20 protein-coding genes are annotated in these 24,245 nt (G+C 28.2%); 8 read left to right on the top strand and 12 right to left on the bottom strand.

The window, feature by feature from the left end; genetic code table 11:
• From K4897_RS02620 to pyrH, 4 genes are read right to left on the bottom strand one after another with little or no spacing between them, the layout of a single operon-like run.
• Complete coding sequence (locus tag K4897_RS02620; RefSeq protein WP_019264306.1) at positions 1–324, bottom strand: YbjQ family protein; 324 nt, start codon at positions 322–324, stop codon at positions 1–3.
• A 9-nt stretch (positions 325–333) separates the two neighbouring features.
• Complete coding sequence (locus tag K4897_RS02615; RefSeq protein WP_019264305.1) at positions 334–525, bottom strand: DUF2116 family Zn-ribbon domain-containing protein; 192 nt, start codon at positions 523–525, stop codon at positions 334–336.
• 15 nt (positions 526–540) lie between these two features.
• The gene (locus K4897_RS02610) at positions 541–1,332 is read right to left on the bottom strand and encodes a TatD family hydrolase (protein WP_019266324.1); all 792 of its coding nucleotides are present in this window, start codon (positions 1,330–1,332) and stop codon (positions 541–543) included.
• A 12-nt stretch (positions 1,333–1,344) separates the two neighbouring features.
• Complete coding sequence (gene pyrH / locus K4897_RS02605) at positions 1,345–2,022, bottom strand: UMP kinase (protein ID WP_019266323.1); 678 nt, start codon at positions 2,020–2,022, stop codon at positions 1,345–1,347.
• A 249-nt stretch (positions 2,023–2,271) separates the two neighbouring features.
• On the opposite strand from pyrH, the gene K4897_RS02600 reads away from it, so the two are divergent.
• Positions 2,272–2,640, top strand: coding sequence for a stress-responsive transcriptional regulator PspC (locus K4897_RS02600; RefSeq protein WP_250416518.1), 369 nt, complete (start codon positions 2,272–2,274; stop codon positions 2,638–2,640).
• A gap of 67 nt (positions 2,641–2,707) precedes the next feature.
• Positions 2,708–3,088 (top strand): hypothetical protein, encoded by a 381-nt coding sequence (locus K4897_RS02595; protein ID WP_250416515.1) that lies wholly within the window; start codon positions 2,708–2,710, stop codon positions 3,086–3,088.
• A 173-nt stretch (positions 3,089–3,261) separates the two neighbouring features.
• Here K4897_RS02595 and K4897_RS02590 read toward each other — a convergent pair whose 3' ends face one another.
• The 3 genes from K4897_RS02590 to K4897_RS02580 form a co-directional block, all read right to left on the bottom strand.
• On the bottom strand, positions 3,262–4,647 hold the full coding sequence (locus K4897_RS02590) for an MATE family efflux transporter (protein ID WP_250416512.1): 1,386 nt from the start codon (positions 4,645–4,647) through the stop codon (positions 3,262–3,264).
• Positions 4,640–5,119, bottom strand: coding sequence for a MarR family winged helix-turn-helix transcriptional regulator (locus K4897_RS02585; protein WP_019264301.1), 480 nt, complete (start codon positions 5,117–5,119; stop codon positions 4,640–4,642). Before K4897_RS02585 ends, K4897_RS02590 begins: the two co-directional genes overlap by 8 nt.
• A 160-nt stretch (positions 5,120–5,279) precedes the next feature.
• Positions 5,280–6,410, bottom strand: a complete 1,131-nt coding sequence (locus K4897_RS02580) for an adhesin (protein WP_250416510.1) — start codon at positions 6,408–6,410, stop codon at positions 5,280–5,282.
• 447 nt (positions 6,411–6,857) lie between these two features.
• On the opposite strand from K4897_RS02580, the gene K4897_RS02575 reads away from it, so the two are divergent.
• Positions 6,858–11,102 (top strand): hypothetical protein, encoded by a 4,245-nt coding sequence (locus K4897_RS02575; protein ID WP_250416507.1) that lies wholly within the window; start codon positions 6,858–6,860, stop codon positions 11,100–11,102.
• Between the two features lie 262 nt (positions 11,103–11,364).
• Positions 11,365–11,808 carry a hypothetical protein gene (locus K4897_RS02570; protein WP_019264298.1) on the top strand — a complete coding sequence of 148 codons (444 nt, stop codon included), beginning with the start codon at positions 11,365–11,367 and terminating at the stop codon, positions 11,806–11,808.
• A gap of 12 nt (positions 11,809–11,820) precedes the next feature.
• On the opposite strand, the gene K4897_RS02565 is transcribed toward K4897_RS02570, so the two are convergent.
• Positions 11,821–12,402, bottom strand: a complete 582-nt coding sequence (locus K4897_RS02565) for a ZPR1 zinc finger domain-containing protein (RefSeq protein ID WP_019264297.1) — start codon at positions 12,400–12,402, stop codon at positions 11,821–11,823.
• Positions 12,395–13,339, bottom strand: a complete 945-nt coding sequence (locus tag K4897_RS02560) for a 3H domain-containing protein (protein WP_019264296.1) — start codon at positions 13,337–13,339, stop codon at positions 12,395–12,397. The genes K4897_RS02565 and K4897_RS02560 overlap by 8 nt, the downstream gene beginning before the upstream one ends.
• 209 nt (positions 13,340–13,548) lie before the next feature.
• Between K4897_RS02560 and K4897_RS02555 the strand changes: the two genes are divergently transcribed.
• On the top strand, positions 13,549–14,598 hold the full coding sequence (locus K4897_RS02555; protein ID WP_019264295.1) for a DUF1611 domain-containing protein: 1,050 nt from the start codon (positions 13,549–13,551) through the stop codon (positions 14,596–14,598).
• A 5-nt stretch (positions 14,599–14,603) separates the two neighbouring features.
• The gene (gene sepF / locus K4897_RS02550; protein WP_019266314.1) at positions 14,604–15,053 is read left to right on the top strand and encodes a cell division protein SepF; all 450 of its coding nucleotides are present in this window, start codon (positions 14,604–14,606) and stop codon (positions 15,051–15,053) included.
• Positions 15,054–15,061: 8 nt separating this feature from the next.
• On the opposite strand, the gene K4897_RS02545 is transcribed toward sepF, so the two are convergent.
• Positions 15,062–15,817 carry a TatD family hydrolase gene (locus K4897_RS02545; protein WP_250416505.1) on the bottom strand — a complete coding sequence of 252 codons (756 nt, stop codon included), beginning with the start codon at positions 15,815–15,817 and terminating at the stop codon, positions 15,062–15,064.
• Between the two features lie 194 nt (positions 15,818–16,011).
• On the opposite strand from K4897_RS02545, the gene K4897_RS02540 reads away from it, so the two are divergent.
• Positions 16,012–16,803 carry a winged helix-turn-helix domain-containing protein gene (locus K4897_RS02540; RefSeq protein ID WP_019264292.1) on the top strand — a complete coding sequence of 264 codons (792 nt, stop codon included), beginning with the start codon at positions 16,012–16,014 and terminating at the stop codon, positions 16,801–16,803.
• 11 nt (positions 16,804–16,814) lie between these two features.
• On the opposite strand, the gene glyS is transcribed toward K4897_RS02540, so the two are convergent.
• Both glyS and dcd read right to left on the bottom strand, forming a co-directional pair.
• Positions 16,815–18,509, bottom strand: a complete 1,695-nt coding sequence (glyS, locus tag K4897_RS02535) for a glycine--tRNA ligase (protein ID WP_250416502.1) — start codon at positions 18,507–18,509, stop codon at positions 16,815–16,817.
• A gap of 15 nt (positions 18,510–18,524) precedes the next feature.
• Positions 18,525–19,109, bottom strand: coding sequence for a dCTP deaminase (gene dcd, locus K4897_RS02530; protein ID WP_250416500.1), 585 nt, complete (start codon positions 19,107–19,109; stop codon positions 18,525–18,527).
• 274 nt (positions 19,110–19,383) lie between these two features.
• Between dcd and K4897_RS02525 the strand changes: the two genes are divergently transcribed.
• Entirely contained in the window at positions 19,384–24,240 is a 4,857-nt protein-coding gene (locus K4897_RS02525; RefSeq protein ID WP_250416497.1) for a chitobiase/beta-hexosaminidase C-terminal domain-containing protein, read from the top strand.
• Positions 24,241–24,245: the final 5 nt, after the last annotated feature.

Raw genomic sequence — 24,245 nt, 5'->3', positions numbered from 1 at the left:
TTATTCGTATTTTATAGCAGTACCATAAGCTGTTACGAGAATTGTATTTCCCATAGTGCCGCCTAAGTTATCATAAGAAATTTTCAATCCGATAATAGCATTTGCACCTAAATATTCGGCTTTTTCTTCCATACTTTTCAGTGCAATATCACGAGCTTTTTGGATTTCTTCTTCATATCTTGAGGTTCTTCCACCTACAACATCACGAACACCAGAAAATAAATCTTTATAAATGTTAGCACCAATTAAGGATTCTCCAGTTACTAAACCTTTATATTCAATAATTTCTTTATTTTCCAGTGTGTTTGCAGATGTTAATATCATTTTTATCACTTATTTCATAAATTGCATTATTCCCCAAATAACTAAGAAAAGAATGATAACTCCAGTTAGAGCATATCTTGTTTTCTTTTGTTGGTTAATTCTTTGGTCCCAAACTGTTTGGCAGTCTGGAGAGCATACAAGTTCGTTTAAAGGTATTGGGGTTCCGCAAATTGGACAATGTTTATGTGGTTCTACAGCCATATTATCACCATATTTTTATATTTTAAAAAAGTCTTTAGTAGTTTTTGTAACTTCTTTTGCAAGTTTTTCTACATCATAATCGTTTTTATAATGAGCAATTGTTTTTAATATATGAGGCAAATATTTGGGTTCATTTTTATTACTTTTAGGTTTTTTATCAAAGTTTTTAGGTATTAAAAATGGAGCATCTGTTTCTATCATTAATTTGTTGGTTGGAATTACACTTACAGCATCTTGTAAGTCACCACCTCTTTTCATATCACAAATCCATCCGGTAACACCAATGCAGCATCCTAAATCGATATAATTTTGAGCTTCCTGTTTGGTTCCTGTAAAACAGTGAACTACTGATTTTTCACAAACATCTTCATGTTTTTTTAAAATATCATATAAATCTTTGTGAGCCTCTCTTTCATGTAAAAATAAAGGCATATCCAAATTTTCAGCTAATTCCACCTGTTTTTCAAACCATTTTCTTTGAACATCTCTTGGAGAAAAATCACGGTTATAATCAAGACCGCATTCTCCAATAGCTATAACACAATCATTTTCAGCTATTTTTTCCAGTTCTGAAAGAGTATTGTCATCACATGTTTTTGCATCATGAGGATGAACGCCGGAAGTTGAGTATAAAGTTCCAGGATAATTAGATGCATATTCACAAGCTATCTGACTTGCTTTGACATTGGTTCCGGTAATTATGAATTTGGAAACACCTTCATCAATGGCATCTTCAATTATAATTTCTCTATTTTTTCTAAAAGAAGGATGCATTAAATTAAGGCCAATATCAATAAGATTTTCCACTTAATCACCTGTTTATTTGCTGATAACTTTGGTTCCTACTTCCTCACCATTAATAGCTTTAATTAAGTTTTCAGAATCATAACCGTTAGCTATTACAGTTTCAAGAGATGATCTTTTAATCATTTGGATTGCAGTCATATCAAAGAATTCATAGGTTCCGGCCTTGGTGTCTTTTCCGCTGATGAATTCTATCATTTCACTAGCTGTAATTTCTTTAATTAATTTAGCATCTTCATATTTGTTCGGATCTTTGTCATACATTCCGTCAACAGAGGTTAGATTAATCAGTTTATCTGCATGAATGTATTCTGCTAAAATAGCTGAAACTGCATCAGTACTGTGTGCAGGTTCTGTTCCGCCCATTACAATTATTTTTCCGGTAGCTGAGTATTCCAAAGCTTCCTGGAAGTTATGAGGTACTTTCTGATAAGCAGCATCTCCAAGTGCAGATAATAACAATTTAGCATTAATTCTTGTAACTTCAATTCCAATATCATCGCACTGAGCTTCACCAGCTCCAAGTTCACGAACAACTCCGATATATTCTCTAGCAGGTTTTCCTCCACCTACAACAACGAATATTTCATGTTCGCTAGCTAATGATTTTAATATTTCACTATATTCATGGAATTTTTTACAGTCATATTCTTTTAATAAAATTGATCCTCCAATTGCTACGACTATCTTCATATATTCACCTTAACTATTATTTATTTGGATGATATTATTTAAATTTTAAATTATTATTTGCTGTAAAAAGAAAAATTGATTTTTAGTTTTCATATAAGTTTGTGGGTTTTTGCTTTAAAAATAGCTATATTTCATTTTTATTATTTTTTTTAGGTCATGGGGTTATTCTGAAATATTGTTTAGAATATTTATATTTGGTGTATTAAATATAATATTATTCAATTATTATGTTCTTGGGGGGGGAATTAAGTGGATTTTAAGGATTTTTTTAGGATTTTAATTTCTAATCGTGATTCTTTAAGTTATCCTGAAAAACATATGAATATCATATTTAAATTTTTTGTTTTTGCGGGGTTTTCGTTTATTTTTTTGATTGCCAGTATTTGTGTGTTGATTTTTTATAATGATTCCTCAAAGTTTATACTTGATTTTGCTTTAATAACTTTTGGTATAATATTTTTGATAATTTCAGATACATATAATGAGGATATCTGTAACAAATGTGGTTTTGGAGAATATTTAAACAAAATGGATAAAATTATTTCAATTGTTTATATAATTTACGTTTTATTGTTTATTTTTATTATTGTGATGATGAAGTTAAATTATGGGAGATAAGTTTTATATTTTTTGTGTGAGTTTTAGTATTTGTTTTTAGGTGTATTGTTGTGTGGGTGTGTATTTTATGAATTTTAGGGATTTTTTTAGGATTTTAGTTTCTAGAAGGCGTTCTTTAAGTTATCAGGAAAGAGTTAAAAATATCATGTTTAGGTATTATGTTTTCAATAGTCTTTCATTTATTTTTTTGATTGTTGGAGCATGTGTTTTGGTTTTTTATTATGGGTTTTCAAAGTTAATGTTTCTTGGTGCTTTAATAATTTTTGGTATGGTATTGGGGATTTTTTCAGGGATTTATGAGAATTGTCTTCGTGCCGAAAAGGATTTTAGGGGGCATTTAGGTTCATGGGAAAGTAATCTTATATTTGCTGTTGAATCATTGTATATTTTATTTTTGTTAGTTCTTTTGTGGAAGATGGGGTTAATTGGGGAGTTATTCAAATATTAAATAATAAATTAATGATGATTTGTATTTGAAAGGTGCTGTTGGAGTTGAATATTACTTAAGTATAATGGGAACATGTTATGAAATGATTTTAAGAATATTAAGGTAGGTTAATTTAACTGAAAATAGATGTATGTATGTTTTATAAATTTTTAAAATAAGAAAAGAAATTAAATTTAGTCAGCATGACCAAATTTAATTTTAAGTTTTTTAATGAATAATCTAGCCCATGTGTAACCAAACATTGAACCTATGAAGCTTCCTAAAATTACTCCTGCAAAGATACCCATTTCTCCATAGCCTAATACGAGTCCAAATAGGTATGCAAAGACTACTTCTGCAAATAATGATCTTACGATAGTTATTATTAATGAGGATGTTCCTTTTCCAACTCCCTGGAATACAAATGATCCTGCAATACCGAACGGTACGAATATTAAGAAGAAACAGAATATTCTAAGTGCAAATGCAATTTGGGATGTGAGATATGCTGTTGCTGCAGAATATGAGAACAGCAATGCGATTTGCGGTGCAAAGATAAATGTTAGAGCTCCTAAAATCAATGAAATTACTAATCCGAATTTAATACTGTATGTGAAACTGGTTTTTAATTTTTCATAGTTACGAGCACCGTATGCTGCTCCAGCTACTGTTAAAAGTGCAGTAGCAATTCCCATTAATGGAATCATTGCCATGGATACAATTCTCATACTTGCAGTATATACTGCTACTGCAGTGGTTGTTGAAACAATAACAAGCATTGCATTTATTGCCATTGTAAGTCCTGAAATGATTAACTGTTCTGCAGTAGAAGGTATAGCTACTTTCATGATTTCAATTACAATTCCTTTACTTTTTTTGAATTGATTAAAACTTAAATTCATGTATGTGTCTTTTTTAACCCATATCCAGTATGCCATTACAATACAGGATATTCCTGCAGAAATTACAGTTGCCCAGGCAGCTCCTGCTATCCCCATATTTAATGAGTATATGAAAATTGGGTCAATAATGATATTTAACACTGCTGTAATAGCTATTGCTATTGTAGCTCTGTTTACATCTCCTTCAGATCTTAATATTGATGAAAGTACAGCTGAGAATAAAAATACTATTAATAATCCAAATGTAACTACACTGTAATCCATACATAGGTCAGTAACACTAGCTCCTCCCATAATTACAACTATTTCTGGGATTAATGGAAGTAATATTATTGGTATTACAATTCCTATGATTGTAGTTAATACAACGGAGTGTAGTGCTGCATTATTTGCTAATTCATCTTTTTTAGCTCCAAATGCTCTTGCAATTAATGAGTTTGCACCGGCACCTATTCCGTTTCCAAGTCCGACAATAATCATAAATAATGGTGTTATAAAACCTAGTGCTGCTAGAGCATCTGCTCCAAGTCCTGATACCCATACACTATCTGCTAAATTATAAAGCATTATAAGAAGCATTGATAGCATCATAGGCCAGGCTAATTTATTGATAGCTTTTTTAGGGTCTCCAGTTATTAATTCAATATTTGCATGTTTTCCTTTGGTCATATCAGCCATTTTTTTCCTCCTTTTGTGTGTTTTTTTGAATGTTTATTGATGATATGGTTATTTTCCTCATTAGTTCAACTATCTGCTTTTCATCAGTATTGCAGGTTGAATATATTTGGTTTTCCCATTCATTATTTAAATCCATGATTTTTAAAGCAACTGCTCTGCCTTTTTCAGTTAAAGACAATTGGTATTTTCTTCTGTTGTTTTCATCTATTTCCTTGTTAATAAATTGTTTTTCTTGTAGTTTTTGTATTGATCTGGCTATACTTCCTTTATCTATTTTAAAATGATTTCCAATTTCTTCTTGACAGGATATGTCTTTGTATAATAAATAGCTAAGTATAGGTGCATGTGATGCGGTTATTCCTTCTTTTTTAAGATAATTATTTAAATATATCATATATTGTCTGTGTATTATGGAAATAAATGTAATAAATTTAATATCATCGTTTTTAAACAAGTTAATGTCACATTTCATAAAAATCATTTTATAAATTTTATTTTGAAAATTTACAGTTTTAATATTATACTTTCATACTATATAAAACAGTTGGTGTGACAACAATTGTCATAACAATAATTGGAAATTACAACATTTTTAATTTCAAAATAAAAAAATAAAAAAGGTTAATTTAATTTTATCTGCGTAATAACCTTTTAAAAATCATATAAATAAACATAATAACTAAAATAATCAATACAATTGGCAATATAGTTAATAAAATGCTGTCATTAACTTTATCAAAATGGTATTCTCTGTTAAAATCCATATGTGATCCGTCAGTATGATTTGCAGTTATTTTAGCAAAATTGTACTGTAAATCGTAATAGCTAATATATGCACCTTCGTAATTTATGTAATCTGGAGCCTGTCCGTTTTCATCCATGTAATTTTTAACAATTCCACCCATTTTTATATAATCATAAATTGAATAGGAATCCTTGGTTAAAATGGAGTATTTCAATGGAGAATCTGGAGCTTCATAATCTTCAGGATTTTCTAATCCGTTTCCATTTAAATAAGTACTGGTTAAATATAACAGTTGTGGGGCTGAATAAGAGTTGTAAGTTCCATTCATTTCATTGTCGTTGCTTTCTAAAAGACTTTGACTAGCATGAGCCATATTTGAAGGAGCTAATTTATGAGTTATTACTAAATTATTGTCATAATGTTTGGTGCTGTTGTAGTTATTTATATTATTAACAATCTCTCTGGCAATATATTTGTTTACATCATCATTATTCTGATTTATAATGCCGTCAGAACCTGCATCAGGATATTCTTTCAATGGCTGGATATAGCTGATTCCTCCATCATTAAGAAATGTTCCGGGGTTATTAATTCCTGCAAAAATTGTTTTTGAGTAGTTATCGTCCCATGCTCTTCTTAAGGATTTTGCAGTATCTAAATCATAATCTCCAGTATTGACAAATATTATCTGTTTGTCTGTAGTGGCTGTGGAATATTTATTTAAAACTAAAAAATTACCTGGATCTACAGCAGCAAACACTACACTAACATTTGAATCAGCTTCAATAGCTCTTGTTCCTTCTCCAGGTCCTGGAGACTGACTATCTACAATTACATTAATTTCTCCATTGCTGATTTTTTCAATATAGGTTTTTATGGAATTAAGCATTCCTACATCATCATTTGTACCCATTATGTTATCGGATGTTAGAAAAACAGTGGTAGTTGCAGATACATCTTGAATTACACTAGCTAATAATAAAATAGCTAATAGGATAATTGCAATTTGTTTTTTCATAATTTTATTTCAATTTTTATGATATAATAATTTTTTTATAGTATAATATTAAATTATTGTTTAAATGGATTATTTTTTGATTTTATTAATTTTTATTAATTTATTAGAAAAAATTTAAATAATTTAAAGTTTAATAAGATTTTTGAGGATTTAAAACGATTATCTTTTATTTTAAGTTCTATATTGTAGTTATTTTGAAAAATAACATTGCTTGTATCAAGTTGAAATAAATTTGTAGATTATAGCTAAGTATTTAATTTTAAAATATTTGGTTTTAGTTAGCTAATTTGATAGTTAAATATTAATTTACGGTTTATTTTCAAATTTCATATTTAAGAATTGTTATTTTCAAGTTTTATACTAAAATAAAAAGTTTAATTGCTAATTAATAGCTAATTTAGGTTAATTAATGGTAGTTAAAAATGTCCTCAAAATAGGAGATTTATAATGTTTAAAAGCAAACAAAAGAATTTTCTTATTTCTATGCTTTTATTAGTTTTATTTTTAGCAACTTTAGGCACAGCTTTTAGTGCTGATTTAAATGAAACTTTGGAAGCTCAGGAAGTAAGTGTATCCAAAGATAATTTAGAAAATTCTCAAAATGACATAGTACAGGGTAGTGAAATAACTGTAAATGGAGGTAAATTTAGTGATATTCAAAAAGCAATTGATAATGTAGATGATGGTGGAACAATTCATTTAAATGGATATTATAGTGCCCAAAATAATGATGCTGTTGTTTATGTAAATAAAAATATTAAGATTGTAGGAGGTTCAAATGCTGTTTTAGATGGAAAAAATATTTCTTGTATTTTTTCAATTCAAAAAACAGGTTCAAATTGCCAAATAAGTAATTTAAAATTTATAAATGGGATGTCAGGTCATGGTGGTGCGATGGTTATTCTTGGTAAGGATGTAACTATTGAAAATTCAGTTTTTGAAAATAATTATGCAGATTATGCTGGAGGTGCAATTTATGTACTTTCAATTTTTGATAATAGCGGTAAATATCCTGAAGAAGGTGAAAATTTAATTATAAGAAACTGTAATTTTACAAATAACTTTGCACAAGTGGCAGCAGGAGCTATTGGTGTTTATGGAAATAATACTCAGGTTAGGGATTGTAATTTCGTATCTAATAAAGTCAAACCAATCACTAATCATAAATCATATGGTGGTGCGATTCAAATTGGTCGTGATGAATACAATATTTATTCTAATGTTGTAAATTGTAATTTTATTAACAATGAAGCCATTGCACATAATTTAAATAACTCTCATGGTGGAGCAGGTTGTGTTAGAGCGGGAATAACTTATCAAAATTGTAAATTTATTAATAACTCTGCAGATCAGGGTGGAGCATTAACTTATCATGCATCAGGTAATATTAAGGATTGTTTTTTTATAAACAACTCTGCAAAACTTTATGGTGGTGCATTAAGTACAGGTTATATAGATATGGATATGAATTTAAAAGTGGCTAACTGTAATTTTGAGCAAAATAATGCTCCTTATGGTGGTGCTGTTCAATTAAAAGGTAAAAATATTGAAATTCAAAAATCTACATTTAATAAAAATGTTGCATCAGTAAATGGTGGCGCTGTTAATATTATAGCTAAAACAGTCACTATTGATGACGTTGATTTTAATAAGAACATAGCTAATGTAAATGGCGGTGCGGTTTATATTAATGGATATAAAACAACTGTTGTAGATTCTTCATTTATAGCTAATGAAGCTATTCCTGATGTTAAAAAATTAGATGACGGGTTAGGTGGAGCTATTTATATAAATAGTTCTGCAGCTACTATTAATAAAAATACATTTAATAACAATGTAGCAAGAAATGGAAGTGCTATTTATTATGATAAATCTGGTTTAAACTGTGTTATTTCAGATAATGCAATGGCAGAAAATCAAGCATGGGTTTATGCTTTGCCAATTTCTGCTAAAAATATTTATTATGGTGAAAATTGTGAAATTTCAGCTACTATATTTGGCGGAAATAATATAGCTAAATATAATGATTTATTTGTTTCAAATGCAATTTATAATAATGCAAAACAGGATAAAATTAAAGTAAATGGTGAAACTCCTATTTTAGGAGCTGTAGATAATGGAAAATTATATCAGGACAGTAGGGAATATAATATGGATGTTTTATTAACTGTAACTTATGAAGACGGGTCTGTAATATTTAATAAAACTTTAAAATCTGATTTTAAAGGTTATGTTTCAAATGTCCTGGAAAATTTAAAGCCTGGAAAATATAAAGTTAGTGCAACCCATTTTGAAGATACTTACTACAAATATATTACAAATGTTACCTATTTCAGTGTTTATCCTAAAGCGGATCTTCAAGTAAATAAAAGTTCTAATTTGATTGATGCTAATTATGGGGATGTGGTAATATGGACATTAAAGATTACAAATAATGGTCCTAATATTGGAACTGGAATTAAATTAAAAGACTTAATTCCTGATGGTTTAATTATTTTGAACTGTGATGATGAAAAATACAATAAAAAAACAGGTATTTTAAATATTGGATCTCTTAACATCGGTGAATCTAAAACAATTAATATAAAAACTTTAGTTAATAAAACGGGAACTTTTATAAATGAAGCTAGTGTGTCTGGAAACGAATATGATTGGAATTTAAAAAACAATAATGATTCAGCAGGTCTTAATGTTAATCCATCAGCAGATTTAGCTATTGAAAAATTAGTTAATGATACTAATCCTAAATTCAATTCTTTAGTTAAATGGACTTTAAGAGTTACTAATAATGGTCCTGATAAAGCTACAGATGTTATTGTTTGTGATCTGCTTTCTAGAGATTTGATTTATCTTTCCAGTACTGGAAATTATGATGTAAAATCTGGTTTATGGAATATTGGAACTTTAGAAAGTGGCAAATCTATTTCTATCGATATTGTAACGTTAGTTAATAAAACTGGAAAAATAATGAATGTGGCTAATGTGTCTGGAAATGAATATGATTGGAATTTAAGTAATAACTATGATAATAATTCTATTGATATTGATGTATGCGCTGATTTGGCTATTGAAAAATTAGTTAATGATACTAATCCTAAATTTAATTCTTTAGTTGAATGGACTTTAAGGATTACTAATAATGGTCCAGATACTGCAACTGGTGTTGTTGTTTGTGATATTTTGCCTGATGGATTAATTGCTATGGATAAATCATTTAATGGAACTTGGAATGTCGGCCAATTACTTGCTAATCAGACAAAGGAATTAACAATAATCTGTTTTGTTAATAAAACTGGAAAGCTTGTTAATATAGCTAATGTATCTGGAAATGAATATGATTATGATTTAACTAATAATATTGCAAATAAAAGCATTGAGGTTAATTCAAGTGTTGATCTTTTTGTTAAAAAATATGTAAACAATAGGACTCCTGACTTTGGTGAAATAATTAAATGGTCAGTTGTTGTTTCAAATAATGGTCCTGATGTGGCTATTAATGTCCAGGTTAAAGATTTATTGGATGAAGGGTTAATATTTGTAAAATCTAGCTTATCAAAAGGAAACTATGATGTTGAATCTGGTATTTGGACTATTGATTCATTAGCACCTATGATTAATGAAACATTGGATATTTACTGTAAAGTTAATAAATCTGGGAAAATTCTAAACTTAGTCAGTGTCAATTCTACACAATATGATTGGAATGAATCAAATAATCATGATAATGAATCTGTTGATGTAATTAAAGTAGCTGATTTGTCAGTTATTAAATTAATTAACAATTCAAATCCTAATTATAATGATTTAATTAAATGGACAATAATTGTTTCAAACAATGGGCCAAATGCAGCTACTGGTGTTGTGGTTAATGATTTGCTTCCAAATGCTGTTGAATATATTTCATCTAATCCATCTAAAGGAGTTTATAATCCTGTAAGTGGTATATGGGATATTGGCAACTTAGATGTTGGTGAAGAATTGCAATTGGATATTGTCTCTAAAATTGTCAAAACAGGAAACATTACAAATGTTGTTAAAGTCAGAGGCAATGAAAAAGACAATAATTTAACTAACAATAATTATGAAAAGTCAATTAATGTTAAACCTGCTGCAGATTTAGCTATTGAAAAATCAGTATCAAAACAGGAAGTTAAATTAGGTGATTTAATTACTTATTTAATTGAAATTACAAATAATGGGCCAGATAATGCTGAAAATATTAAGGTAAATGAATTATTAAACTCTAATTTAAAGTTAATTTCATTTGAGACTACTAAAGGTAATTTCAATAATGAAACCAATGTTTTAACTATTGGTTCATTAGCTAATGGTGAAAAATCTCTGTTAACTATTAATGCCGTTGCAAATAATTGCGGTAAATTTGAAAATACTGTTGTTGTTTCATCGGATACTTTTGATTATGATAAATCCAATAATCATGATTGTGCAAGTGTTTTTGTAAGTGAAAAAACTATGAAAAAATTAGAAAATATTGTAAATAATATCCATTCTCCAATTTTAACTAAAGATTCACTTCAAAAATCCATTGTTTCAAAATTAGAGAGTTTAACACAGGTACAGGCTTTAACAAGTATTGTATTGCCAAAAACAGGTTTGCCGATTGTATTGTTAATTTTAGTTTCAATGATTTCAATTGGATTTTTACCTATTAAAATTTCAAAGAAAAGATAATTTAAAGTAGCTATTTGGCTACTATTTTTTATTTTTTTAAAAGGATTTTTTAAAAATTTTAAACTATAAGAATTATTGATTTTTGCATCAATTATTTTAATGTTTTTTAATAAAAGTATTAAAAAAATAATTCAAAATTCTTAAATTATCAATAGTTTTAAATAGGACTTTTAACAAATATATATCTAGATATTGATGTATTGATGATTTTTTATTAAAAATTACTGTTTTTACTCAATATTAAATGTTATGAGGTGAAATTATGTCTGATGAAGAAATGATTGAAGAAACAAGCGAAGAATTTATAGAAGAAGATGAAGAAAAATTACCTTTCGCTAAAGCAGAAGTTGTTCGTTTAATGAAAGAAAATCTTGATGATGACAAAATGATCAGGGAAAGAGTAAAAGTAGAAATGAACAAATTCTTAGGTGAAGTTCTTAAAAATGTATGTAAACAATTAAATGATTATCCTTATACTACTATTGAGTATGAAATGCTTAAAGAATCTACTTATCCATATACCAACATTACAAGGATTAATCAAGAAAAAGAAAGAATATTATTACATTTAGAAGCTATTAAAGCAGATTGTAATGCATTAGCTATGGATGTTCAAAGAACTTTAAAATTAAAAGATGTTGCTGAAGAAGACGATTTAAGTAGCTTTTTAGCACATGATGATGAAGAAACTGAGGAAGAAGAATAAACTCTTCCTTTTTTAATTATCTTCAATAATACTAAAACCTGTTTTTAATAATTTTAATTCCTCTTCGGGAATGTCTAATATTTCAACATCATCACTTACAACATTACTCTGACCAAAGGGATCTTCAATAATTAAAGTGGCTGTTTTTTCTCCATTTACAAGGCTTTTTAAATCATTTAAAACTAACTGTGCATTTTTTTGAGAAGTATTGTCATTAAATAGATGAAGTGCCTGTTTTACTGCATCTTCAAATCGGGTGATTACTCCTTCAACATTAGTTACATATCCTTCTGATTTTGGACCCGGTTCCACTTTAACGCCAAGTTCTGGAATGGACACAGTTGCTGACTGTGATCGGACAATTCTGGTAGATAAATTATCTTTATTTATTTTTAAAACATATTTTGCAGGATCATTATGTTCAAGTGCTATAATATCACTATGTTTAAATCCGCAAGAATCACAAATAATAGTTGTTTCTAAAACCTTTCCGAAGTGTGGTATTTCAATTTCTTTCATTATAGATTTAGCCACATTCTCAGTGTTGCATGCCGGACATTTGATACTCATTTCATTAATTTCTGCTTCATTCATTATAAACAAATCCTCTTTTTGTTAATTCTTCAATGATATTATTTAAACTATTATCGTCAGGTGCACAGACAGTAAATTTTCTGTACTTTGACAGAGCATATAATTTATTTAAATCTTCTTTTTTCTCTTTGTTTTCATTAATGCTTTTAATAAATTTGGTTGCTTCATCAGAATCTGAAATATTAACAGTTTTAACTAATGAATCTTTAAAGCCTCCTAATTTGTACACGATTTTTGTTATGCTGCTGTTATTCTGTTTTATGATGATGTCAACTACATCTTCTAATTCATCAACACTATTAGTTAAACATACAGTTTTACAGGTTTGTTTTATTGTTTTAAGTAGTTTGGACAATGTATTATTAATATTTTCAGTATTGACTGTTATTGCATTGAATTTTTCAGCCTGAGATATTAGGTGGTTGTGGATTATTCTGTTTTCTTTAAAGAATTCTAATTGTTTTCCACCTCTATGTATTTGAATTGCTCTTTTAACAAATCTTTCTTTATGTGCTTCTTCATCTGATGATAATATAAAGAAATAAATATTTGCATCTTCGTAGAATTGTTCAATATCAATTAATCCAGGAACTAAATGCACTCCTTCAATTATAATGTCATCAAAGTCTGTAATTGCTCGCTGAATTACCTTTTCTAAAGCAGGAATAACATATGATGCGTGTTCATCAAAACCAGCCGCCACCAGTTCCTCATAGTTGTCATATTTTGACTTGTTTCGTAGGCTTTTATATGCTTCATAAGATGAATTGTGGAGTGCTGGAGCATATTCCTTTCCAATAATTCCTCTAACTACAGCACGTATGAAATCACTTTCTATTAAATGTTTTATGTTTAATTGTTTAGCTAATTCTGCAGCTATTGTTGATTTCCCAATTCCAGAGGCACTTCCAATTAATATAACATAAGGTTTTCTCATGTTGGTAGTCTCCTATTCTTTTTAATAGTTATATAATAATTAACATATTTAATTTATAAAAACATTATCTTTTAATAATAAGAAAATCAATAATTAATAAATAGATTATAATTTTTTTTGAAAATCTTTTTTTAATAAAGTTTTTATAAAAAATTAAGATTATTTTGTTACACAGTTGTTATAAATTATAAGTTATAGGAGTGATATTTTTGTATTCAGTAGATTCTGTTAAAGAACTTCAAGATTTGAATCCATTCATTGTTGTTGGTTGTGGTGGAGGTGGTGAGAAATTCTCCAATCTTGAAGGTATTGAAGCAGTTGGCTTTATAGATGATGATGTTAACAAACAAGGAACTCAGTTTTGTGGTAAAACTGTTTCAGGCAGTTTGGATGAATGTTTAAGTGAAACTTCTGCAAACTCTCTTGTTATTATGTTGCCTATTGGAGCTGAAGGTTCAGCTATTAAATATGCTGTTCAAGCTATTGATGCTGGTTTAAATGTTATAACTTCATTTAGATCATTATCTATTGAAGACAATATTTCTTTAAAAAAATTTGCTGATTCAAAAGATTTAATTATCAAAGAAATAGGTCCTAGGTTAGATGTTGTTGAAAAAATAGCAGGAATAGCTCCTGAAAAATCCTGTGAAGTTTTACCAAAAATATCCTATGAACCTAAAGCTCCGGTAATCTTTGTTGGAGGAACTTCTCAGGAATGCGGTAAAAGAACTACTTCCAAAAAATTAGGAATTGCAGCTACTCAAAGAGGTTTAACTTCAGCAGTTATTTCCACTGATGAAATGGGTCTTGAGGAACCTACAGAATTTAATTTTAGAGCAGGAAGTTTATCTGCTATGGATGTTCCTGCAGCAGTATTGTCTGCAATTAAATATGTTGAAGAAACTAAAAAACCGGATATTATTTTCATTGAAGGTCAATCTAGTTTAACTGAAAAAGGAAATCCTCATCCAAGAGGTTTATCTGCAGCTATTTTGATTGGTGCAGCTCCTGATGCAGTTATTATTGGACACAGACCAAACCACCCATACAGGGAACCTAGAGGCATTGAAGAAGAAATTAAAGCTATTGAAGCTGTTGAACCTACAAAAGTTGTGGGAATTTCAATTAATCTTAAAAATGCAGAATTGGATTTGGATACTGAATACTTTGAACATAAATATGACTTACCTGTAGAGGATGTTTATAACAATGGTGCTTCAAAATTATTAGATGCTATACTTGATTATTTAGGAGAGTAATTTAAATGGGTTTTACTGATGCTTTAAAAAGAAGTTTAGGTTTTGAAGAAAATACATCTTTACATAACAAACAGCCAAATAATTATAGAAGGCCAAGCACTCATTCTAGTGACTTTAGAATGTCAAATAATAATGCTTCAGATTTAAGCAGTCATAGCTATTATGATGATGTGTCTATTTCTCCGGAACAGTCTTTCTATGAAATAATGTTAATAAGGCCAAAAACTATTGATGATATTAATTATGTTGTAGATCAAGTTCTTGAAGAAAGTAATCCTGTTATTTTAGATTTATCTTTTTTAGAAAAAGAAAGTCCGGCTAATTTCAAACTTGCCGGTGAAAAAATCAAACAAATGAGAAGTAATTATGGTGCAGAAGCACTTTTACTTTCCCGTTGCAATGATAAAAATTTAATTATTATAGCTCCAAAAGGAGTTAGTTTAGTTAGAAAGTAGAAAAATTCTTATATTTTAAAGAATTTTTCAGCATTTTTAAATGCTACTTTCCCTATTTCTGTTTTTTTATATCCTAATTTTTCGAGTTCACGTACTGTTTTTGGAACAGATAGTGGATCAGAGGGTTTATTGCTGATGTCACTATTTAACAGAAATTTGTCAAATCCATATTCATCCAATATAGCTATTGCTTCTTCTTTGTCCATTTTTTGAGGCTGTACTGTTAATCCTAAAGTGTAATCTTTGTCAATTACATCTTCAACTACATTTTGGTTTATATGGTCAATAACAACTAATTTTGGGTCAATATGTTGAGGTACAATATCCTGAATGACTTTTAAGACTTCTTTTTTATTTTTACGTGGTGTGTGAACAATAACTTTTGATTTAGTTTCTTCACCAATATCTAACTGTTTTTTAAAGATGGATATTTCACTATCTGTTAAATCTTCAAGACCTATTTCTCCAATAGCTACTATCTGTTTGTTTTCAATCCATTTGTAAAGGTTTTCGTATATTAATTCCGGATTTACACTTGTATTTGCAGGATGGATTCCTAAAGCGACTTTTAAATCAAGGCCATATTCTTTAGCTCTTTTGGTGTCATAGTTGAGAATTCTTTCCAAATGATTTAAAAGAGTGCTTTCATTATTTAACTTGTATGGGTAGAAAGCACAGGTTATTGCAGCATCTATTCCAGATAAATACATTTCACCAAAATCTTCACTACTTCTTGAATCTCCATGCATATGTGTGTCAATCATTTCAATCACTTTCTTATAATGTCTATTTTGTGATTAATATTATGGTTGTCTCTCTTAAAAAAATTAATGCTTCAGAGTTATTATTTTTATATTTTTCTTATGTGTTATTTTACACATTTTCTCACTTTGAGAGTTTTTATATTTTTTTAGTATTAAAAATATCTTTGCTAGTAATACTCTTTTTGGTGATATCTGTGAATGAAAATCAAAAATGTATGGAAAACTATGAAACAGTATCTGAAGAAATTAAATATATAACAAACTCTTTAGTAAGGTTAAAAATCTTAGCAACTTTATATGAACAACCGTTGAATATGAAAGATATTAATAAAACTACAGGATTAAGTTATAGCTCAATATCAAGCAATATGTTTGGACTGGAATTGGGAGGTTTTGTTTATAGAAGCGGAAATCTCTATTATATCTCAAATACAACTGAACTTTATATAACTAATATTCTGGAATTAAAAGATACAATAAACTTATTTAATAGGTTTTTTAATATTTTAGATGCTCATATTGTAGACATGATTCCTGAAAATTCAATAGCTCAATTGTATTTGCTTGGAAGGGCTATTTTAGTTGAATCCAATGAAAAAGATATTTATAGGGCTTATAATATAATTCAGCATGCATTAAAAGAAGCCTGCGGTTTGAAATGTGTTTTTCCTTTTTTCTATGGGGATTTTAATAAATATATAAATGATTTAATTGATGAGAACAGGCATATTGAAATAATAATTCCTCAAAACATTAAGGAAAACTTTGAATATTTCTTGAATCTGGAAAATGACAATGTAGAAATGTCTACTTTTAATATTGAAAATAATTTTTTATTGGTTGTAACAGATAAAGTAATGATTCTTGGCCTTTTTAAGGAAGATGGAAATTTTGACCAGAACAGAATAATAACTTCTAAAAAAGAAGAATGTATTGAATGGGGTGAAAATCTATTTGAAAACTTTAAAAATAAGATAAATAAATGAGTATTTTTTACTCATTTATAATATTCTTCCAGATAATCTTTTATTTCATCAATAGCTATTCTTTCTTGAGCTTCACTATCTCTGTTTCTTATAGTTACTTTATTGTCTTCCAAACTATCAAAATCAACAGTTATTGCAAGAGGAATACCAATTTCATCTGCTCTAGCATATCTTTTACCGATTGTTCCACTTACATCATATTCAACTTTAAATCCAGCATTTCTTAATTTATCAGTTATTTCAATAGCTATTTCACGAGGGCCTTCTTTGTTTACAAGAGGATAAATTCCCACTTGAACAGGTGCAACAGAAGGTGCAAATTTAAAGTAATCTTTGTTTTCTGTTTCTTTAAATGAATGTAATAAAACAGAGTAAAGAATACGGTCAATACCAAATGAAGGTTCAATAACATGAGGAACTATTTTTTCACCGGAAATTTCCTCTTCAACATCTTCAAAAAGCAGCAAATCAGGAGTTAACTCATAATCTTTATCCAGACTAACTACATATTTTCCATCATTTTCAATAGCCTGTTTAATTTCATCTACATCAGCTTCTTCAATAGCCTGTTTTACTTTAGGGGAATCTCCTTTAAATATTGGTCCGAATTTGGATAAATTAGGTTTTACAACGGTTTTTTTCACTGTTTTAGGTTCATCATATTCAATAAATACATTTAAATCATCATTACTGTATTTGCTGTGTGATGTTAAGTCGTAATCTCCCCTATCAGCTATTCCGATTATTTCAACCCAGCCATATTTGTCAGTTTTAACTTCAACATCCCAGCAGTCAAGAGCATAATGAGCCATTTCTCCAGGTAAGTGTTGTCTGAATCTTAAAACATCATTGGGAATACCAATTTCATTTAAGAATTTTCTAGCTAAATATAATTGATAAATTAACATTTCATTAGCTACAATTCCTTTGTCAAGCGCTTCACGGGCAGTGATTTCTAAAGGTTCACTGTTATTTATTTGAACATCCTGGGAATTTAAGCATAAAACTTCATCAGCTATCTGACTGAATTTAGGAGTGGTTTTGTCTTTAGGATTTAAAAATATTTCAGCTTCTGCTTGTGTGAATTCCCTTAGACGAATAACTCCCTGTCTAGGTGAAATTTCGTTTCTGTATGCTTTTCCAAGTTGAACAACTCCAAACGGAAGTTTACCTCTAAAGAATCTTTCAAGACGTTTGAATAATATAAAAATTCCCTGAGCTGTTTCTGGTCTCATATAACCTACTTTATCACCTTTAGCTCCAATCATGGTTTTAAACATTAAATTGTAATTCCAGATATTGGAAAGCTTTCCGCCACATTCCGGACATTTGATGCTGTTGTCAATAACGATTTGGTCGAGCTCTTCATTTTCCAGACTTTCTACATCTTCACCAATAACTTCTTCAATAATGTGGTCTGCTCTAAATACTTCTCCGCATTCTTCACATTTGGTCATTGGATCTGTAAAGTTATCAACATGTCCTGATGCTTTTAAAACTTCTTTAGGCATTACAGTAGGACCTTCTATTTCATAAAACCCTTCTCCGGAAACATACTGTTTTCTCCATTTTTGCATTATATTATTTTTTAAACTAGCTCCAAGAGGTCCATAATCTGTAAATCCTGAAACTCCGGAATATATTTCAAAAGATGGCCATAAAAATCCTCTTTTTGCACTGATATTTGTCATTTTGTCATGATTCATAAGTATTAACTTCCATTATTTTTTTAATTCATAATCTAGTTTAACTCTGCTAGATTCAGGTTTCAATTGATTCATATATTTGCTATTTCTTTTCGGATGACCATAAGGTAACTCGGCAGGAGTAGTCATAGTTTCAAATACTAATTGGCATACTCTTTGACCGGGATAAAGTGCAACAGGCATTGCTCCGATATTGGATATTTCCAAGGTTATTCTACCTTCAAAACCAGGATCAACATATCCTGCGGTAACGTGCATTGTAACACCAAGTCTTCCCATACTTGAACGGCCTTCAACTCTAGCTACTAAGTCATCAGGCACTTTAACATATTCCTGTGTTGTAGCTAGTGCAAATTCATTTGGGTGGATTATAAATGCTTCATCTTCAGGAACGGTACTTGATTCCATGTATTCTGCAATATCTTCTTCATCTTTTGGGTCAATATAAGGTTTTCTAATTACCTTAAAGACTTTAAACTCGTCTCCTAATCTCATATCTACTGATGAAGGTTGGATTTGCTGTTCATCCTTCAAAGGATCAATTACAATTTTGCCTTCTTCAAGATATTCTTTTATGGTTTTATCACTTAAAATAGCCATTTTTTCACACAAACAAAATTAATATAATATATTTTTGTGGGTTATTATTTTTTAAGTTTTTGAATTTATAGATTTTGAATATTATTATTTACAAAATTATATTTTTTATAGCTTATTTATTATTGGTTTAAAGTATTGATTAGCTAAGTTTAGTGGTTTGTTGATTATTTAAATTTCATTAATTTGATTATTTATTTTTTTGATGTAATTTAAATTAATTTAAAAAAGTTTTATATATAAGTTATATGTTTATTATTATTTGAAGGTATTATGTATGTTGATTAAAAAGAGATTTATTGTATGTATATTTGTGCTTTTTTGTTTCTTATTGGGATTGAATTTAGTTAATGCTGAAACAGATGATTATATAAATAATATTTCAAATTTTGAAGAAAATATGTCTCTTGATGATAATTATGGCGATTTTTCAGTTAGTCAAGAAAATAATAATATTCAAAATTTTAATGATTCTAATTTTGTTTTAACTGTTGATAATGTTTCAATGTTTTGTAGGGATGGTTCTCGCATAAATATCACATTAAAAGATTGTAATAATAGGCCATTAGCTAATCAAACAGTAATTATTAATATGAATGGTGTTAATTATACTAGAATAACTAATAATTTTGGAAAAACTGATATTGGTTGTGGTTTGTCTGTTGGAAATTATACGGTGACTACTTATTTTAATAATATTTCGGTGTATTCGTGGGTTCATATTAAATCAACAATTATTGGTAATGATTTAGTCAAAATGTTTAGAAATGGTACGCAATTTTATGCAACATTTTTAAAAGGTAATGGATCTTATTTAACTAATACCAATGTTACTTTTAATGTTAGTGGTGTTTTTTATACTCGTAAAACTAATGATAGTGGAGTTGCTAAATTAAATATTAATTTGCTACCGGGGAATTATATTTTAACTGCATATAATCCATATAATAATGAAGAAAAGGCGTTTAACTTAATAATTAAATCATTGATTGTTGAAAATCATGATTTAATAAAATATTGTGGAAATTCTTCTCATTTTTCAGTTAAAGTTTTAAATAATCAGGGATATCCTGCTATACATGAAAATGTGACATTTAATATTAATGGTGTGTTTTATACTAGATGTAGTGATGATAATGGTTATGCTACCTTAAAAATCATGTTGTTGCCTGGTGAGTATATAATTACTATTTCATTTAATGGTGATTCTACTTCAAATAAAATTTATATTTTACCGACGTTAATAACTCATAATTTGACAATGAATTATAAAGATGGTAGTAAATTTAGGGCTAAAATTTTAGATGGTCAAGGAAAACCATTATCCAATAAAATTGTTTCTTTTAATGTTAATGGTGTTTTTTATAATAAGACAACTGATAATTATGGAATTGCTAGATTGAGTATCTCATTATTAGTTGGTGAATATATAATTACTACTTGTTATGATAGGTATCAAGTTGGAAATAAGATTGTCATTGGCAGTAATTTAAATAGTACTTATGGAAATTATTTTATAACTCCTAAAGGAGGTAATTATAATGTATCACGTTTGAAAGTTTCGATATTTGCTGATGACCTTACTGTTATTAAATATAGTTTTGATAATGTTAAATGGCATGAAAAATTAGAAAAAGTAAGCTTTAATTTGAATGCTGGAGTAAGGGATGTTTATTATTCTTTTGATGGTGTAAAAGTTAATCATGAATGTTATAATATTTTTATCAATAAAACAGACACTGAAGTACCTGTTGTTTGGTCAAATTATAGTTCGGGGGTTTATTCTAATTCATTTTCAGTTAAATTAAAAGCTTATGATGATGTAGATAATAATCCAGTTATTTTTTATACAACTAATGGTTCTAATCCTATGATTAATGGAATTAAATATGTTGGTCCTTTTTCTATTTCTTCAACTACTTCTTTGAAATTTTTTGCAAAAGATCATGCTGGGCATTGTAGTAATGTATCGATTGTTAATTATATTTTTTCCAAAGTTGGAAATTTAAATAATTGTAGGGGTTTTAATAGTATTCAAGAGGCAATTGATGATAATTTTACAAAAAATGGGGATGTAATTGAAGTAAATTCTGGAGAGTATAATGAGAATATCGTAATTAATAAATCATTATATTTAAGGGCAGTTTCTGAATCAGTTATTATAAATCCTATTGATAAAGAACATCCAGTGATTAATATTTTTAATGTTAATGGAAGTATTATTGAAGGATTTTCAATAATCAATTCTGGATGTGGTATTAAATTGTATAATGTGTCTAATTTTGCAATTGAAAATAATTATTTTAACAAAGTCTTGCGCTCTATTGATTGTAATCATGTTAATAATGGATTAATTTATAACAATGATGTAAATGTGGAAGAAAATATTTTTCCATTATCTCTTTATCGTCCTTTGGGGATACAGTTAAGTTATTCTAATAATATGATTATAAAAAAGAATTATATAAATTTAGATGCTAATATTGATTCCATTCATTTGATAATGTGGGGTATTAATTTGGAATCTGTTGCAGTAAATTCAAATATTGAAATTTTAGATAATACTATCTACGGATATAGAAATAAGGGTACAGGAATTACTGTTAGAGGATATAATATTACAGTTAGTGGAAATAATATTTCTAATTTTATGCAGGGTTTTTCATGCTATGATTTGTCTAACTCTTCAATTACTAATAATCATTTGTTTGGTAATAAAGATGGTTTATTATTATCTAATGTAACTACATCTCGTATTTATACTAATAATATTGAATATAATATGGAATATGGGGTTTATGTTGACTATGAGAACAATAATAGTTTTTTATATTTAAATCGTATATTTGATAATGGTCAATTTGATTTTTATTGTGATGAAAAAACAAGTTTGAATATAAATAATAATTGGTGGGGGACTAATAATCCAAATATAACATCTAATGATAAAAAGCATCGTTATAATATTTATATTTCTCCTAACGCTAATTTTACATTAGATTCATGGATTATTTTAAGTGTTGATTATAAATCTTATTTTATTAAAAATAATATTTTAGATTCTGCAAAACTTGTTATTAATTTAAATTTTAATAATAAATATCAGGATATATCTAATTTAGGCCATATTCCAGACAATCTCAAAGTCTATTTTAGTTATGGAAATCAAATAGTAACCTCTTTTTTAAAAGATGGTGAAGCAACAATTTACGTGAATTTAAGTAAGGAATATGTTAATAATTTTGTAACTTTCAGTGGATTATTAGATTTCAGCTCTGTAAACATTAATATATCTAGTTGTCCTTCTGTGGAGTATCTGATTTCATCTACTGCAATTGATATTAACACTAATAAATCTGTTTTGTATAGTGATAACTTTGATTATATTTCTGATATAATGTGGTTTAGTGTTGTTTGGCGTGAAACATCAAAGTTTCATGGAGCAATTGATATTATAGTGAATGGAGAAATTGTTAAATCAATTAATATTGTCAATAAATATTATTTGATGTATAAAAATAATTATCGTAATGTTGTTTTTGATGCAATTTCAAAATTTAATAGTTTATTAGCTGATTTGGAACTTTTAAAGTTAAATGATTCTGAAAAACTTAATTTGACATTATATTCATTACAAACAGTTAAATCATATTATTATTTGACAGAGGATGAAACTGAATTTATTTTAAAAAATTATTTTTTATTTATGGATGCAATTGGGTTTGATGTGAGATATGGTGGTGATGATGCACCAACAATACACTTTGAAGATGAAAAAGAAAAATATAACTTAAAGTTTTTAGATAATACTATTCATAGGATTAGCTTTATTTATTATGATAATTTAATTGATGAAAATAATTTAGACATTGGTTATGAGGGGTTACGTAGTTTTGCTTTTGTTAAATCAAAAATGTCAGATTATCAATTAAAATATTGGTTAGATTATGGGGAATTATTGCCTGTTGGAGAAATGAAGGCATCATATGGATCATTTTTATCAGCTTTACTTGTAATTTATGAGCATGATAAGTTGGCGGATAAATTTGCTAATTATTATAATGTAAGTTGGAGTAGAATTTCTCCAGTAGCTTTCTCTATGTGTAATGATTATAGGTATGTATATATTACTGGTGAATCTGATCATGGTATGGGTATGAAAGTTCAAGGAAATGATGCTAATATTTGGAATTTCCGGTTTGCATGTTCTTTTAGCTACAGTATTATTGAACAGATGGTTGGAACTTTCATATGGAATAATACTAAAATTGGAACAGTTACATTATCTATGATTGTTGATTTTTTAAATAACAATTCATGGGATATTTTAGTTAATGACAAATATTTGATTTTTAAAAATGATCAAAAAGGAATGTTTTTAATTTTAGATAAAGTTACAGGTATTGTTCGAGATGCTATGCTTTCGGATAGTTTGATTTGTGCTATGCCTTGTTATCATAATAATATAACTGAGGATGCAAGAGAATATGGTTATAATTTATTAAATATAAGTTCTTTGGAAAGTAAATATTTAGATTCTGTGGGTAATTTTACTAATGGGGTTATACAAGGGATAAATGAGATTAAAGAAGCAGATAATAATATTACTGATGCAATTAATAGTATTGGTTTTGATTGGGAAGATTTCATTATATCCACAGCAATAGGATGTGTAGGTAGTGAAATAATTTCCATAGGTGCGATATTGCTTTTTGCAGCTGTAATGTTTAGTTCTCCTGAATTGGCATTTTTAGCTATAGCTATAGCGGGTATTGGTGAATTTATATTGGCTTATGCAGATGGTTTATTTGATGATGATGTGTCATCTGTTGATTACGCTTTTTTTGTATTTGATTCAGTTATGGCTTGGTGTTTACCTTTGGTTGGGGGAGATATTAAATTAGGCGAAAATATTATTAGATATGCTATTAAAAAAGTGGATGTTTATTATGTGTGTAAACCTATTTTTCAAAGTGTTTATGTAACCTTTGAAAAGAAATTTATTCGATTTGGAGTTAAAGATTTAATTTTGAAAAATTTATATGATGTGCCGTTCATAGAAAAAATTAAAGATGTTGCTAAATGGGATGTTTTCCCAAGTTTTGTGCAGGAAATTATTGATGATAATTCATAAAAATG

The sequence above is a fragment of the Methanobrevibacter sp. TLL-48-HuF1 genome, from assembly GCF_023617305.1.
Classification (GTDB): Archaea; Methanobacteriota; Methanobacteria; order Methanobacteriales; family Methanobacteriaceae; genus Methanocatella; species Methanocatella intestini.
Note: the sequence above shows the minus strand (reverse complement) of the source record. Positions and strands in the feature narration are given on the sequence as shown.